Source organism: Pirellulales bacterium, from assembly GCA_036499395.1.
Classification (GTDB): Bacteria; Planctomycetota; Planctomycetia; order Pirellulales; family JACPPG01; genus JACPPG01.
The window spans coordinates 1-14,701 of record DASYDW010000021.1; the positions used below are offsets into that span (position 1 = coordinate 1).

Sequence of the window (14,701 nt, forward strand, 5' to 3'; positions counted from 1 at the left end):
GCGAGGGTGCCATTGGATGCCGCTGGATGACCATTGTTGACAGCCAAGTGCTGCGCAGGCGCTGCGCGCGACGGGTCGCTACGCTCTAACTGCAAGCCATCACATTGATTGCAGAAATCGGTTTGCGGGTTCGATTCCCGCGTCTCTTTACAGCACACCGCCAATGACGGTTCGTCATGTGCGCCCAACTGTCAATGTGTTTCACCCATGGAAGATCGTTTTTGCGCTCAGCTCGTCAATCGGTCTCAGATCAACCGTCCTGACATATAGCGGCCAGGCGAGGTGCCCAAGGCCTTTCGGAACATCGTAACGAAGCTACCGACACTCTCATACCCGAGATCACTGGCAACCTGCTGGACGGACGTGCTCTTCGCCATCCACTGAAGTGCGAGAATGATATTGAGTTGCTGTCGCCAGCGGCCAAAGCTCATGCCTGTTTCGGCCACGATGAGACGAGCAAGTGATCGCTCGCTCATGGCGACGCGCTTGGCCCAGGATGCCAGCTACCCAAACGGCAAGTGTTTCGAGGCGAAAGGAAGATGAATCGAATGCCTAGGCACTTTAAGGCGATCCCATCGTAGCAGAATCGGCACTTTCCGATTAGTCAGAACTGCGGGAGGGGCTCCGTGAGAACCTCTTGCCCGAGCCGAACATCATTCAGTTTGGCAAGCGTCAATCTAAACCTTTCTTGCCCGGTGCCCAGTAAGCCCGGGTATGGAACTGCGAGGCATAACAACCCCGTTGCCTGAGTACTTGGCGGAGTCTTTGAATCGCGGTGGATCTCCCGGCGAGCACGAATTGCGCAGGATGATGCGAATCCAGTAGTTCTAACATTCGCGTCTCAAGCTCGGGTAAGTGCGCTTCGCCGTCGGCGCGAACGCAATGCTGGGCTTTGGTTAAGCCCAGGTGCTCCAGAGCCGGAAGGGATTCGGATGGCGTGGAGACTTCGAAAAGAAATTCGACGCCCTCTGTCTCTCTCGTCATCGATCGGAGCGCCCGTGCCAGACCGAAGGTCGTCTCGTCCCCGAAGAAGATGGCGGGCCGGCGGAGTTGTGTCAGATTGATCGACCTGCGCGGTCCGAAGAGGGTGCAGGCATCACCGACGCGAAGGGAACGTGCCCAACCTGTACCGGGGCCATCCGCATGGAGGTAAATGAGAATCCGCGTGCGCCCTTCCTCCGAGATCCAGTCTAGCGGAGTGTAAGTACGCTGGACCCAGCCGCCCAACTGGACCTGTAACTTGTCTCCCGGCGTCCAGGTTACCTTCTTCAGCGCATCTCCGCTCAGTGTGATGAGCCGGAATTTCGCGTTCAATTCTTCAATCGACTCCACGCGCGATTGGCGTGTGAACAATTTCTGAAACGCGGACTCGATCAGGCCGGGGCCCTTCCCGGCGGGTGGCATGCTTTCGGGGGATACCGGAAAACGACGATCATTCATAAATCGAGTCTCGGACCAGACAATCTTTGCCAATTGGTTCTTTGTAGCTTTTAAGAGCGAAGGGCTGCACCATTTGCCCGAAGTCCGGAAGATCGTCTGAGGAGGCGCCATCTTCCGCTTCCATCGGTTCGCCAGATGTCATAGTTTCCTGATTAGCATTCTGCTCTAATGCGGCGTCCTGGTTGCGGAGCACATAGTCCCGCAGTTCGTTCTCATAGGCGACTGTGGCCGCAACCAAATCATCTTTATGCGTGGCTAGCTCACCGGCCAGGACGTAAGCGCCGACCATCGCGACAGTCGTGCTCTGACCCGTAGCCAGCGCGACGCTGTAGCCGGCATCGCCGACCAACACGATCCGCCCGCGCGACCAGCGGTCCATGCGGATTTGGCTGATCGAATCAAAGTGAAAGTCGGTAGCGCGCAGCATGTGTTCTACGATCTGCGGAAGCACCCATCCTCCGCCAGCGACGCGGTCGGCCACCAATCGTTTCTGTGCCTCGATGTCGCGGTAATCGTAGTCGACCGGCTCCATAGACTTGAAGCCGACATACGTCCTCGCGTCGGCGTCCTTTCGCAAGCCCATGACCATGGCACCGACGCCGACAGAGGCATCTTCGTGTTGGTACATTACTTCCCAACGATCGAGACCGAGGAAATTCGGCATGCCGAATACCGCGACGTAAGAGTTGCCGAGACGGCGTATGAACTGCTCTTCGGGGCCGAAAGCAAGCTTCCGTACCCGCGAATGCAATCCGTCGGCGCCGATAACAAGGTCGAAGCGGCGAGGCGCGGCTGTCTCAAACGTGACGTCAACACCCGACTCGTCGTGGGTGAGCGACGCGACAGAATCATCGAAGATATACTCCACAATATTGTCCACGGCTTCGTACAGCACCTTGCAAAGGTCATCGCGCATGATCTCGACATCGGGGCTGTCGAAGCGCCCGCCCGTAAGAGTGCGTTCCGTGCTCCGGAAGGTTTCCTTACCGGTTGAATCGACCTGCGAGATTCCCGTCAGTTTCGTGCATCGATCGCGAATTGTGGCGAGGATACCCATCCGCTCCGCGACCTCCAGGCCCGGACCGCGCACATCGAGCGCCTGACCGCCGGGGCGCAGATGCGGCGCACGCTCGACCACCGTGACCTTGAAGCCGTAGCGGGCGAGCCAATAAGCGGTGCTGAGCCCAGCGATGCTGGCGCCGGAAACGAGTAGGTTACTATCATTCTTCATCATGGATAATTCCTGCCTTGGAGAGTGCGTCCACCAGCGGCCGCAGGCGCGCCAGAACGCCGTGGTGTGGCGTTCTGTATGACGATCACCGTGTTACTACCGTGAACTCGTTGCCGCGCCCCGCCTCGAATGGCATGGTCACGGAGAGGTAGCCGTTCTGAGGGTTGCGCACATAGTCGAGATATCCCGGCTCAACTGCGTTCTCGCCGATCACGAGGGCGCCTGCCTTCAGGTGAGGTTCCAACAACTTGAGGACAGGCAGGTAAAGATTGAACGCCCCGTCGAGGTGGACCAAGTCCACATCCCCACCGATGCCATCCTTTAGCGTTTCGAGTGCATCGCCAACGCGGATGTCCACGAGGTCAGCGAGGCCAGCGGCGGCCAGGCTTTCTTTCGCAGCAGCGGCCTTCGTAGCTTCCAACTCGGTCCCGATCAACTCGCCGCCGCCGCCGTCGCGGAGCGCACACGCGAGGTGCATGGTAGAGATGCCGAATGACGAGCCGAATTCGACGATCCGCTTGGCCTTGCGCGTGCGGGCGCACATATAGAGGAATCTCCCGAACTCGGGCGAGACGTTCAGATAGTTACCCGCATAGGTCCGGTACACCGCCTTGTAGTCCTTCGCCTCGTTTTCGAGAACCGTCTTGAATTGTTCCTGGGAAAACTCCTCGCTGAACGCCTCAATGAGCGGCCGATCCGCCGCTTCGGCCTGCTGGAACAGTCGCTTGAGCAGATCAGCGATCGGGGCGGTTGTCAGTGAATCCATGGCACGAACTCCTTCAAGAAAGCGCCCTCTATTAGCCACGGCCAATGCTGGGCCGTGGTGAATAGGCTGGAGAGTACATTGGCTCCTCCTTGACCGCATTAGGCGATTCTGCCAATGTTTATCGAAATCGGGTCAGGCAATACTCACGGCTTTTTCGGGATGATGTTATGCCGATGTACAAGCAAGATGACGACCTCGTCGATCCTGACTTGGCGCCTCGGCCGGTGATGACAGTGGGCGCAACTATTGTCACCGGTACCGCAGGGATGGAGGTAGACGCCCACCGCCACCGCAAGGCACAGCTGATCTACATGGCGCGCGGCGTGTTGAAGTGCGAGGTGTCGCACGGTTTGTGGATCGTGCCGCCTCAGTGCGCCCTCTGGATCCCCGGCGGCACGCGGCACAGCGTCAAAGGTGTCGGGATCCTCGAATTCTACTTCCTGTTTGTGGAACCAGCCTTAGCCCCGACCTTGCCGGATGCCTGCTGCACCGTTTCCGTCTCGCCCCTGATGCGCGAACTCCTCCTTCGATGTGCCAGGCTTCCCACTCTGTACCCCGTCAAAGGAGCGGAATCGCGTCTCGTAACGGTGTTGCTCGATGAACTCGCCGCCGCGCCCGTGGAAAAGTTGCATCTCCCGATGCCCGCGGATGGCGGTCTGCGGAGGATTGCAGACGGGATGACAGCCGACCCGTCCGACCGGGCGACCGTGCATGAGTGGGCAAAGCGCATCGGGGTCAGCGAGCGGACCCTCCGCCGACTCGTGCTTGAGGAGACTGGCATGAGTTTCGGTCGTTGGCGGCAGCAGCTTCATATCATCTTGGCCTTGCAATGGCTCTCGCAGGGAGCCTCGGTTCAATCGGTTGCCACCGATCTGGGTTATGAAAGCGCGAGCAGTTTCGTAGTCATGTTCCGCAAAGCATTGGGCACCTCGCCGGCGCGATATATGACATACAGGCTCGCCGGCTCGCCAGTGTCTCAATAGGCGGTTGGCGGTCTTCGTGATCGGCCGTTATGGTCGGAACGATGGTCGCCGATGATTGCTTCTATGTTCAACGGTTAGCAGACGCGGACTATCGGCGGTTAAACTGTAGTTTTCGAACACGTGGAAGGTTGTACCGAAATCCCGTCACTTGATTCGAGGAGTTGCGCTCAAACTGCAGCGTCCCAATGCTTCCGAGAAACTCGTCTGAAGCGCCTGCTTTTAAGGGTTCCCGTGGGCGAGCAGGGGCGTCGAGTTTCAGCCGCCCCTCGTCAAATATTAAAGTTAATGTCGCCTCCGCCTCGGGGCTGAAATAGGATCCGGCATAGGCTTGCAGTTCGTCAGGCGTGGGCGATGCCAGCTTTACTGCTTCAAAAGTGCGCGCGGTTCCCCCGTCGATCTGAACACGAACCTGGCCCGGCTTAGCGTCCTGCGGTGGAATAAAAGTGCATACCAGATTTCGCCTCCCGTCTTTGTCGCGGAAGCCTGCTTCGCCCGTCGGCAGCATGGCAATGCGAAATGGGCCAAAGCGTTCTAACTGCAGAACATCATCATCGACGATGAAGGTCCACAAGCTACCATCCCGCGGATCGCGGTAGGAACCGGCAAATGCGGCCAGGTCATCGGCGGTAAGCTTGACTGGTGACAGATCAGCCGCCACTGCGGGTTGCGCTGGGATACTGTCGGCCAAATAGAGGTCGGCAACTTGCAGAGATAGGGCCTCGGGTTCGATACTTCCCAGATTGGCCAAGCAGATGACGGTCAGCCGTTGTTCGGGAAACCGGATCATCTCGGAACGAAAACCGGCAAAGGCACCGCCGTGTTCCACGCGAGTGAATCCTTTGTACTTATCGACGTGCAGACCATAAGCATAGTCTAGCACCCGCCCGTCGGCGAGTTTTCCAGGCGAGAGTAACTGTTTGGTCAACCCATCTCCCAATCGATTGTCATAAAAGCTGCGATCCCATAGCAAAAGGTCGCCGACCGTGGTCCACACGTTTCCGCCCCCGGTGGTCTCGATGTCGGAATCGTCGGTTCGGAAACCACCGGGCGCTGGGGCATATCCCGTTACGCGACGCTTGATGATCATCGAGCGGTCGTCGCGAAAGAGCGAATGCGTCATCCCCAGCGGCCGAAAGATGAACTCGTCGGAAAACTCGCGCAGCGACTTGCCGCTGGCGCGCTTGATAATGGTGGACATCAGAACGTAGCCGGAATTTGAGTAGGAATACTCCTCGCCCGGCCGCGCATTAAGTTCCTTTTGCCTGGCGATCAACCGCACGGCGTCGTCATTCGTAAGGCCGCTCGTTGTGCGCCCCCCGATTGAATTCAGTGTCAGATAGTCGCGCAGCCCGCTGGTGTGATGAATGAGATGGCGAATCGTGATCGTCGCGCCGTAATCGGGAAGCTCCGTGATGTACTTTCGCACGTCGTCATCCAGCGACACTTTTCCTTGTCGCGCAAGGAGCGCCATGCTGGTCGCAGTAAACTGCTTAGACGTCGAGGCGATGTAGAACACCGAGTCTGGCGATAGCGGCACGTCTTGTTCAAGATTGGCCATCCCATAACCGCGTTGGTACACGATGGCGCCGTCCTGAATGATAGCCAAGACGACGCCCGGCGAGTGGGTTGTATCCCACTGCGCAAAGATGGCATCGATCTTCGCGGCAGGCACAGTAGTGCGCTCGCCGGCCAAGGCCGGAATTGCGGCAGTCACGAAGAGGAGTCCTATTACCAAGCCGCGAATCCGTTGTGACGGTCGTTCATGCATGTCAGAGCTGCTCCAAAAGGATCGTCAAACGCTCAAAACCGATCAGGCCACGCGTACGGACATTTCCAAGCCGCCTTTCATGGGAAGCGTCATAGACCGAAAACCGTTCACTGGATCGCGCACGAAGCCAAGATAGTCCGCATAGCGACGGGCATATTGCACCGTATTGTCGCACAGAACGACGGCCCCTGGACGCAACTTCGGGGCGATCAATTCCAAAGCTGGAAGCGCCATCGGAATCCAGATATCGACCAGCATGAAATCTACTGGTTCCTCGACGTCTTTCAGGGTTTCGCGCAGATCTCCTTCGCGCAGATCAACGAGGTGACTCACACCTGCTTCCGCAAAGTTGCGGCGCGCGGTCGCGGCTTTCACGGGCTCGTGTTCCGAACCGATCACGACAGATGCGCCGCCGTCTACCCGGGTATTATCGCGAGCGGCGCATGCGAGGTAGATCGTGGAAACGCCAAAGGACGTGCCTGCTTCGACAATGCGACGCGCCTTGAGCGATCGACAGAGAAGATAGCACAGCGCCGCCTTCTCCGGTTCGAGCGCCACCAGCTTGTCACTCAAGAGTCTTTTTCCCAGGCTCGTGCCACTGAACTCTGCGCCGCCTCCCCGCAGGCGGTTTAGTAGTGACAAGACGTCGTAGGTCACGGCGCGCAATCGGACCTGGCGATTGCTTAGCACATGAAGACGCTCGACAACGCGGGCGGCTTGCGGATCAAGAATCAACGATGGATCCACGACGATTGTCCAGTTTGGATTGTGACAATACTTAATCCATAAAGATCGTGCAGTGTTTAACACCGATTATTGAACGCGCTGCCTCGACCTAGTTATCTGCAGCGAGCCGGAAAGCCCGGCTGATGGCTGCCGGCAGGACCGACACATGATCTTCGCTCTCGAATACTTGAAAATAAACGCGGGTTCCATACGCCGTGAGCGGCGTCAATCGCTCCGACAATCGGGTTGCGTCGTGAACCATGTGCCGAGCGTCCCGATCGCCGATGAACAAAAAGAGGTCGGCCTTGGCCCCCTTTTTCTCGAAGAAAGCGCGTTCCTCGGCCAAAATGGCCTGATCGTTCCACCACATTGAAGGGCTGCCGGCCGCATAAGTATGGAATGTATCGGGACGAGTGTAGAGAACATGCAGCACGAACAGTCCGCCCAAGGAATGGCCGAACAACGTCTGCCGTGACCGGTTGACCTTAAAACGCTGCTCGATTGCCGGCTTGAGCACCTCCTGGATGAAACTCAGGAACTCTTCCTGCCCTCCCGTCTTCGGTGCAGAATCGCTGTCGTCATCCTTGGTCGTTCGCAGAGGAGTGAAATCATATTCACGGGCCGCATCGAAAGGGGCGTCCGAGGGATAACCGATGCCTACGATCAGGACTCCACGACGCTGGACGCGGGCCGTTTCCGCAAACGTGCCAAAGACCGCATTGCCGTCGAGCGCATAAACGACCGGATATCCCGACTTCGGTGGTCCGGACTTTGGCTCGGCTACTTGAATCCGGTACTCGCGGGTTCCATCGCGAGACCGGAGGCTGAACTGGTGTGAGCGAGGTATGATCGCCGGCTCAACAGCCACGGGTGTTGTCACAGGCTGCTCGGCCTGTGGCTTTGGCGCTGATTCCTGCGCCGCGCTCATGGTAACGAAGAACAGCAAAAAGCACCAGGGAAATAGAGTATGGACAGCGAACGGCATGTGAGTTCTCCTTAACGCGCGATGCGTTATTATTTCGCTTTGGATTTCGAGGCTCAGTGTCGGTACGGAATTTATTGATGGCGATAGAATGTTCGACCTTGCCGCAGGCGGGGCAACAGTCGCCCAGTTCGACTCGTGTATCGAGCATAGCCTTCACCGAATTGTTCAGCCATCATTCGTTCTTCGCGAGGGATCCGCAGCAAATACATAGGTGTAAAGGAAATTACGCCCCCCAGGCCCGCGAGCCAATTCGGCAATTACAAGAGCTGACTGATCACCCATAGCCAAATCGAGACATACATTGGGTGACGCACATAGCGATAGACTTCTGAGTCAACGAGCGAGTGTTGCTCACGGATCTCCAAGGTGGGAGACCAATTCGCTCCCAGGTCGGCGTGCGATCGCCAAAACATGAGAACTGCGAGCACCGCGCAAGGGACACCAGCCCATCCTAGCCACACGAGTGGTCGGTAGTCGGCAAAATCCAGCCAGGAAGTGCAGAAGTAAATGAGCGGCATGAACATCATGCCCGCGAAAGTGGCCGATAAGAGCGTCCGCTCTGTGACGTCAAGTTGGCGCCTCACGACGCGTTTGGCACGCATCGGCCGGGCAAACCAGAATCGCAGCACCATCAGTGCCGTGAACTCGGCTAGGAAGGTCCACTCGAAGTGAGTCATGGGTGGCTTTCATGCAACTGATGTAGGGGACCGCCGGGTCCAACGCATCCATGACACAGCTTTTTCGCCAGCCAGAATTGCCACGATCGAGAGGCCCAAAGCCGGCAGCACCACGCCCAACGCGATGATCCCAAACACCAAAAACCTTGGGACGGGAATTTCCGGCCGGCGCGGGAAACCGGTCCGGCCACTTGGTCGCCGTTTCCACCACATCCACACGCCGGTAATGGGAAGCAGCATGAGTATCAGGCAGGCCACCAACCAAAGAATTTTGGTGGGTAGGCCGAGAATTGAGCCGACGTGTAATGGATAGTTCCAAGTCGCCCACCAACTTAGGGTGGGGTAATCGCGGTTCGCGCGATGCATCAAGACTTCGCCCGTTGCGTGATCGATCACGACAACACCGTCACTCGAAGGTCCTCGGGGGCTGTTGCCGAACACGACATATGCGCCCTCGGGTGTTGAGGGCATTCGTACGGTGAGCGTCCTGCCGGGCATGACGCCCGCGGCGATCGTCACGACCGCATCCACTGACAAGCGCGGAGCCTCGGCGGCCGAGCGCGACTGAGGCGGATGAAGAAAGATATCGTAGGCCCCGCTCTTCACGGCCGCATAGCCGTAGCCGGAGCCCCAGATATAGGTATAGAGCAGCCCTGTCCCGGCAATCAGGGGAGCAACGGCGAGCACAAAGAAGCCGCATACGGCGTGCAGATCTCGCAGGATCACATAAGGATGTCGCCACAGTCGCGGCAGGAAAACGCCCCACAACCTCCAACGCTTGCGCGGCCACCACAAGTATAAGCCGCTGACAAGTAAAATAATCGTCCAGCAAGTCGTCAGTTCGGTAATGATACGGCCAGTCGTGCCGGCAAAGAGCGACCGATGAAGTCGCAGCACCACACTAAAGAGATTATTCTTCCCTAACTCTCCCAACAGCTCGCCGCTGTAGGGATTGAAATGCAGGCGACGGAATTCTTTTCCGGCAACGCCCAAAATGGCTACAGAGCATTTCGGGTTAGCGGGCACTTCGACTTGCATTACTCGAAATTCATCGCCGAAGCTTGCCCGCACCGAAGCCAATTGATCGTCGTAGGGGATTCGCCTATCGAGAGGAATGACTGTCATCAGTTGCGGATAAATGAGCGGCTCCAATTCGTCCTTGAAAATATAGGTGGCGCCTGTGGCCGCGATCACAAGCAGAACAGGCGCGATGATTAGTCCCGCATAGAAGTGCCACCGCCAAATTACCCGATGGAGCGTTTCTGGCAGCGGCTCCGGGGCCGACTGCCGAAGGCGCTTCTTGCGGCGCGGCACACCCTGCAATTCCACCATTGGTGTGCCAGTTTTTGAGGGGTGATGGATCATATCGAGGTGGGTGCGGCACGCCTCTACGGGAAGCGACACTTGTCCCAGTGAGGACTTACTGACGACTGCTCGCGCACGGGTGACGATCATTCATGGACATGACTTCGCCTCGACTCGAACAAGTTTTGGAACGGATCGGCTTTGGGTGGGAATACCGTGAAGGGCGTTCTCCGTCGGTGGCAGGTGCGCCGCGCAGGAAATGATGTGATGCGTTGATAGGAAAGTAGCGCGTTTATATGTCACCGACCGACTTCGCCACTCGCCGAACTTCTCCCGTATGATCGAGATGGCCCACAGCGTGACACCAGTGCCGAGGAATATCTTGAGATGCAGCCAAATTAAGCCGGTTAAGCTCATAGGGTCGACCCGTCAGTGGCAGTCCTGCGAAGATTGTTCCGAGGCAAGCCGCCGGGAATGACAGTGGCAAATCGCGGCGCGCTCCTCGTCATTAAACCACCAGAAGATTTCGGCCATGCGCTCCAGGCAGCGACGACAGCCGATGCGACTAATTTCTGCCGAAGAGAAACTCGCGATAACCTGATGGGCACTCGCAATTCGATCCTGCCTGACGAACAGCGTTGCAAGCCCGACTCGGTAGCACACGTTGTCCACATCGAAAGCGATCGCACGCCGGATCAAAGATTCGATGATGCGCGGTGAATTGCCGCACCGCGCGGCATAGTAGGCCAGATCGTAATACGTCTGTGCGAAGTCCGGATCACACCGGCATGCAGCGCGGCACGCCTCCATCGCCTGGTCCGGGCGGTCGATCGCATCAAGGCCGCTTGCCACCTGTAGCAACAGCCGAATAGGCACGGATTCATCGCCAACGAAGTCGAATAATAGTTGCCGCGACAGCTCACGCCGCCCGACCTTACCGTAGCCGAGGGCCAGACAAATCCGACTTGCCGTTTGCAGCGGCACCAGAAGCGATGCCCGCTCCAGGGCTGAGACAGCGACGGCATGACGCCCTCGGCTGTATTGGACGACGCCCAGCCATTCCCAGGCGCGTCCGTCCGATGGACTGCTACGGAGTTCATACTTGACCAACGAAAACGCTCGCGAGATCTCTCCACTCGCATAGGCGTCGTGCAGCTGCTCGAAAAGGCGAGGCATAGGGGACTCCATTATCAAGACACGGTCTTTAGGGGGCCATTTATTTGTTTCGCGGTGGGACCAAGTGGAGAGCCCGTCGGCAAGTAAACGGCCCGCGCCACGCAAACAAAAAATCGTGAAATTGTGAGTGTTGAGAAAGCATTCCTTCAAACATGCGTGACATGATTTCAGCACAGTGCCTCGGCAGCCGGACTGGCTGATGCACCAGCCCGGCTGCGCGATGCCCGCATCAATGCAGGTTTCACTGAGTCAATCCCTCGATTCCGCGAGGGACGCCCCTATTACGTGAGGCCGATTAACGCTTCGTGACCTGCCGGCGGTTCCGCCGATACTGCACGGCCGCGAGCGCCAGGCCTCCCAAACCGGCCAGCAATAATGAGCCGGGTTCAGGCACCGCGGTCGACGTGTCTACGCGCGCCGACAGTTGGCTCGAAGAAACGTCTCCCGGTGAGTAGGTGATGGCATAACTGGACGCAGCGGGGACATTGTCCCACTCCACCAGGTAGTAAAAATCACCACCGCCAAAACCGCCGCTGGCAGCGCCTTCATTGACTTCCGTGATGTGCGTCGGTTGCAACGGGCCTCCGACGAGGCCAGCGTAGCTGACGCCAAAGAGCGACTGGCTAAGCGGATCTCCGAGCGCTTCGGCCTGAAGCACGATCGTAGTCATGGCTCCCGGACCCAACGTTGGTGTCGGCACGTCGACTTCGAGATTCAGGACGCCACTGAACGAATAGATGTGAGCGGCCGGCGGTGTCCCAATGACGAACGCGCCGTCGGTGGCCGCGGTCGTATCGAACCAATTTGGCGTGCCATACGGATTGTTGACGTTTGTTGCCGGGTTTGGGCCAGTTGTGGTACTGAATCCATCCCATTCCTGGTAGGTCGTATTCGGCTGTCCGAAAAAGGCGGGGGCAACCAGTGTCGCCGCTTGCGCGCTACTCGCTAACAGAAGCAAAGCCGCGCCGAAGCAACCGGAGAGGACAATCCGCGAAGCGGATGTTTTTGAAATCAGGGAAGAACGCATTTGCGAAATCTCCAACGAAAAGCATTTGATTCAAAGAAAAACGAAAGTACGGAAGCGCGCATTAGGAGCTTTTCATCGTTGCTTCTCCGGGGCCACTGTTGTCAGGCTCAAATCGTCGGCGCGGATTTCCGACCGGCGGAGTGGCGTGCTGGCAACAGCGGGCGGGCGACTCTTTGACGACCTATGGGGGCCGTCGCGCGCTGGAAAGGTGCGAAGCATTTTGCGGGCCCGCAAGAGCAGGCCGCTAAAGCTCAGGTGCTGGCCCTTTGATCGACCGAGACACAAACTAAACGGTCGATGACAAAAAGATTCAGCTCACCCACCAGCGATTCGCTGACGGCGACGAGGGGCGAGCTGGCAAAAGGCGAGCGAGCGGCTTTCGGTCGACGCAGCTAATGATACTGCGTCTCAACAACGGATGATTCTAATCAGCGATGCTTCGCTGTCAATGGTCCACAATCGACCAAATACAAAGATTTTCGCTGTGAGTGAGGGCTTATCTCGCCGGTTTTGCGTCAAATACTTCGGCCACTTGACGAACATGAGTAGGTGGATAAGATGACGCCAAGGCAATTGAGACATAATCTCAATACTTCAGCCAGCTCGCTCTCGCCAGCCCGCTAGAACTCAGTTTCTGGTGATTCTAGCGATGACGAGGCTCCTGCGCGCATTTTCACTCCCTTTCGGTTCCTCCCGAGCGCCCTGCCCTCGAACTCTGTGGTGCGCAGCTCGTTCACCTAACGTGGACGAAAAGCCTACCGTTGCGGCTACGCACCTGGCCCAGGGGTCGAGGTACGGGCAAGACGCGTCACTGCGAATTCCGGTCGCCGCACGCTCGATCAGGCAAATCGCAGGAGATTCTGTGTTGGGAAACCGACCGGATCGAATCCGACACGGCTTTACCCTAGTGGAACTTTTGGTTGTGATTGCCGTCGTGGGGATATTGATCGCGTTGCTATTGCCCGCGGTTCAAGCTGCGCGCGAAACCGCCCGCCGTACCCAGTGCGCCAACAACCTCAAAGAGATCGCATTAGCCTTTCATCAATTCGATCTTTCACATCGGGCACTCCCCAGCACCTCCGATGCACAGGGCTTGAGCGCCTTCTTCAATGTCTTGCCATACCTCGAACAAGGTTCGCTTTACCAACTCTACAATCGCAGCGTCCCATCGACTCCCGGCCAAACCGCGCAAAACACCAGCATCACGAATACACCACTCGCGGTATTTCGTTGTCCCTCGATGGTGATCTCCGACGCGGCGGAGCAAGAGTATCCGGGCTGGGGAAGCTACGCAGTGTGCACAGGTAGCGTGTATGGCCATTTTGTCAATCAAGCGGCCGCGGGATACGACAACGGGGCCATCATTGACTCCAACAAGGGCACGACTGATATCGGCGTCATTTCGACGCAAGATGGTTCATCGAACACGTTTTTGGCGGGAGACTTGAACTATGGACTCACCAATTTTGACAACGGTGGCGCAACGGCGTGGGCCAGCGGCTATCCGTTTTGTAGCACTGCGACGACGTGCGGAGTCTTCAACAGCACTCGAATCGTGATTACGGGAACGTTCTATGAGCTGAATACCTTCCGCAGCGATCATCCGCGTGGGGTCAACATGGTCATGGTGGATGGATCGGTGCATTTCATCCCGGAGACAACGTCCCCTGACATTCTCAACCTATTGGCGCAAAGAAATGATGGGCTTCCCGTTGAACCCTATTAGCCTTCCATGTGCATTGATCGCTTTTGTCGCGGCGGTAACCGTATTGCCGGGCTGTGGGCCGGCGCGCACGCCGATGCACGGCCGGGTTACGCTCGACGGGCAATCACTCGACGAGGCTGCCATCTTGTTTGTGCCGCTTGATCCGGGTCGCAAGAAGACGGGCGCCAGTATCGTGAAGGGAAGTTACGAGTTGAAGGCGGAAGATGGGTTGTTGCCGGGTAAGTACCGAGTCGAGATCGCCGATAATCCGCCGCTGAGTTCGCCAGCAAGAGAAACGAGCGGCAATAAAGCGAGACCGTCCACTAAGCGCCGCCTCATACCGCCAACCTATTCGCGTGAATCCCCCTTGGGTGTTGAGATCGACGGAAGAGAAGCGGCAAAGTCTCGTGAATACAACTGTGATCTAAAATGCGCTCGATAGTGGCTAGAATAGCCCCGCAATGCCCGCAGATTTCCGGAAAACCTCGAATCTCATCTACTAACTTATCTTCGCCGTCATCATGAACGAATCCTTCGATCGTCCGCCTGAACAGGCGTCGCCCCCAAGCAAGTCCGTCCCGGTTCCGACGTTTGACTCGCGAGACCTGATGAAAGGCGGGCGGGAAATCTACATTCACCATAAAGGCGAGCTTTATCGGCTCCAGGAGACGCGCAACGGAAAATTGATCTTGAAGAAATGAGTGTTCCTGGCCAACCACTAATTGTGACCACTTCGCCGCGCAGATGAACTGAGGCGAGGTGTAGGTCCGCGCAAAGGCACTCAAGGTCTCGGTGCAAGGTTCCAACAGACACCTGGTTCGCGTCCACGAGATTGACGAAGACTCCGTGAAGACGCTGGGCGATTTAGGATTTCGGCGAAACGTCTCGGGTCCGGAAAATAGTATTGCGGTG

At 57.5% G+C, this 14,701-nt stretch carries 14 protein-coding genes; 3 read left to right on the forward strand and 11 right to left on the reverse strand.

The features are described 5' to 3' along the window. Positions 1-245: 245 nt before the first annotated feature. From VGN12_04815 to VGN12_04830, 4 genes are all read right to left on the reverse strand, one after another. Complete coding sequence (locus VGN12_04815; GenBank protein HEY4308755.1) at positions 246-503, reverse strand: helix-turn-helix domain-containing protein; 258 nt, start codon at positions 501-503, stop codon at positions 246-248. 169 nt (positions 504-672) lie between these two features. Further along, positions 673-1,440: a siderophore-interacting protein gene (locus tag VGN12_04820; GenBank protein HEY4308756.1), complete on the reverse strand. Its 768-nt coding sequence runs from the start codon at positions 1,438-1,440 to the stop codon at positions 673-675. Continuing rightward, positions 1,433-2,674, reverse strand: a complete 1,242-nt coding sequence (locus VGN12_04825) for an FAD-dependent monooxygenase (GenBank protein ID HEY4308757.1) — start codon at positions 2,672-2,674, stop codon at positions 1,433-1,435. The genes VGN12_04820 and VGN12_04825 overlap by 8 nt, the downstream gene beginning before the upstream one ends. Before the next feature lie 82 nt (positions 2,675-2,756). Beyond that, on the reverse strand, positions 2,757-3,437 hold the full coding sequence (locus tag VGN12_04830; GenBank protein ID HEY4308758.1) for a class I SAM-dependent methyltransferase: 681 nt from the start codon (positions 3,435-3,437) through the stop codon (positions 2,757-2,759). Positions 3,438-3,604: 167 nt separating this feature from the next. Here VGN12_04830 and VGN12_04835 point away from each other — a divergent pair, with 167 nt between their 5' ends. Beyond that, positions 3,605-4,420 (forward strand): helix-turn-helix transcriptional regulator, encoded by an 816-nt coding sequence (locus tag VGN12_04835; protein ID HEY4308759.1) that lies wholly within the window; start codon positions 3,605-3,607, stop codon positions 4,418-4,420. Between the two features lie 88 nt (positions 4,421-4,508). On the opposite strand, the gene VGN12_04840 is transcribed toward VGN12_04835, so the two are convergent. The 7 genes from VGN12_04840 to VGN12_04870 all read right to left on the reverse strand — a co-directional run bounded on the left by VGN12_04840 (position 4,509) and on the right by VGN12_04870 (position 12,084). After that, entirely contained in the window at positions 4,509-6,134 is a 1,626-nt protein-coding gene (locus VGN12_04840) for a serine hydrolase domain-containing protein (protein ID HEY4308760.1), read from the reverse strand. Between the two features lie 96 nt (positions 6,135-6,230). Further along, a complete protein-coding gene (locus tag VGN12_04845; protein ID HEY4308761.1) occupies positions 6,231-6,935 on the reverse strand; it encodes a class I SAM-dependent methyltransferase in 705 nt (234 codons plus the stop codon). Between the two features lie 88 nt (positions 6,936-7,023). Beyond that, a complete protein-coding gene (locus VGN12_04850) occupies positions 7,024-7,899 on the reverse strand; it encodes an alpha/beta hydrolase-fold protein (protein HEY4308762.1) in 876 nt (291 codons plus the stop codon). A 257-nt stretch (positions 7,900-8,156) separates the two neighbouring features. After that, positions 8,157-8,576 carry an isoprenylcysteine carboxylmethyltransferase family protein gene (locus tag VGN12_04855; GenBank protein HEY4308763.1) on the reverse strand — a complete coding sequence of 140 codons (420 nt, stop codon included), beginning with the start codon at positions 8,574-8,576 and terminating at the stop codon, positions 8,157-8,159. A 9-nt stretch (positions 8,577-8,585) separates the two neighbouring features. Then, positions 8,586-10,031, reverse strand: coding sequence for a PepSY domain-containing protein (locus VGN12_04860; protein HEY4308764.1), 1,446 nt, complete (start codon positions 10,029-10,031; stop codon positions 8,586-8,588). Between the two features lie 279 nt (positions 10,032-10,310). Beyond that, positions 10,311-11,207, reverse strand: a complete 897-nt coding sequence (locus VGN12_04865; protein ID HEY4308765.1) for a hypothetical protein — start codon at positions 11,205-11,207, stop codon at positions 10,311-10,313. A gap of 145 nt (positions 11,208-11,352) precedes the next feature. Next, on the reverse strand, positions 11,353-12,084 hold the full coding sequence (locus VGN12_04870; protein ID HEY4308766.1) for a PEP-CTERM sorting domain-containing protein: 732 nt from the start codon (positions 12,082-12,084) through the stop codon (positions 11,353-11,355). 649 nt (positions 12,085-12,733) lie between these two features. Between VGN12_04870 and VGN12_04875 the strand changes: the two genes are divergently transcribed. Both VGN12_04875 and VGN12_04880 read left to right on the forward strand, forming a co-directional pair. Beyond that, positions 12,734-13,810 (forward strand): DUF1559 domain-containing protein, encoded by a 1,077-nt coding sequence (locus tag VGN12_04875; protein ID HEY4308767.1) that lies wholly within the window; start codon positions 12,734-12,736, stop codon positions 13,808-13,810. Next, complete coding sequence (locus tag VGN12_04880; GenBank protein ID HEY4308768.1) at positions 13,797-14,231, forward strand: hypothetical protein; 435 nt, start codon at positions 13,797-13,799, stop codon at positions 14,229-14,231. Before VGN12_04875 ends, VGN12_04880 begins: the two co-directional genes overlap by 14 nt. Positions 14,232-14,701: the final 470 nt, after the last annotated feature.

What these genes read in the sequence shown, in the direction of transcription:
- VGN12_04855 (HEY4308763.1), bottom strand. Translation starts at nt 8,576, where the DNA reads ATGACTCACTTCGAGTGGACCTTCCTAGCCGAGTTCACGGCACTGATG.
- VGN12_04870 (HEY4308766.1), bottom strand. Translation starts at nt 12,084, where the DNA reads ATGCGTTCTTCCCTGATTTCAAAAACATCCGCTTCGCGGATTGTCCTC.
- VGN12_04835 (HEY4308759.1), top strand. Translation starts at nt 3,605, where the DNA reads ATGCCGATGTACAAGCAAGATGACGACCTCGTCGATCCTGACTTGGCG.
- VGN12_04825 (HEY4308757.1), bottom strand. Translation starts at nt 2,674, where the DNA reads ATGATGAAGAATGATAGTAACCTACTCGTTTCCGGCGCCAGCATCGCT.
- VGN12_04820 (HEY4308756.1), bottom strand. Translation starts at nt 1,440, where the DNA reads ATGAATGATCGTCGTTTTCCGGTATCCCCCGAAAGCATGCCACCCGCC.
- VGN12_04850 (HEY4308762.1), bottom strand. Translation starts at nt 7,899, where the DNA reads ATGCCGTTCGCTGTCCATACTCTATTTCCCTGGTGCTTTTTGCTGTTC.
- VGN12_04860 (HEY4308764.1), bottom strand. Translation starts at nt 10,031, where the DNA reads ATGATCGTCACCCGTGCGCGAGCAGTCGTCAGTAAGTCCTCACTGGGA.
- VGN12_04875 (HEY4308767.1), top strand. Translation starts at nt 12,734, where the DNA reads ATGACGAGGCTCCTGCGCGCATTTTCACTCCCTTTCGGTTCCTCCCGA.
- VGN12_04830 (HEY4308758.1), bottom strand. Translation starts at nt 3,437, where the DNA reads ATGGATTCACTGACAACCGCCCCGATCGCTGATCTGCTCAAGCGACTG.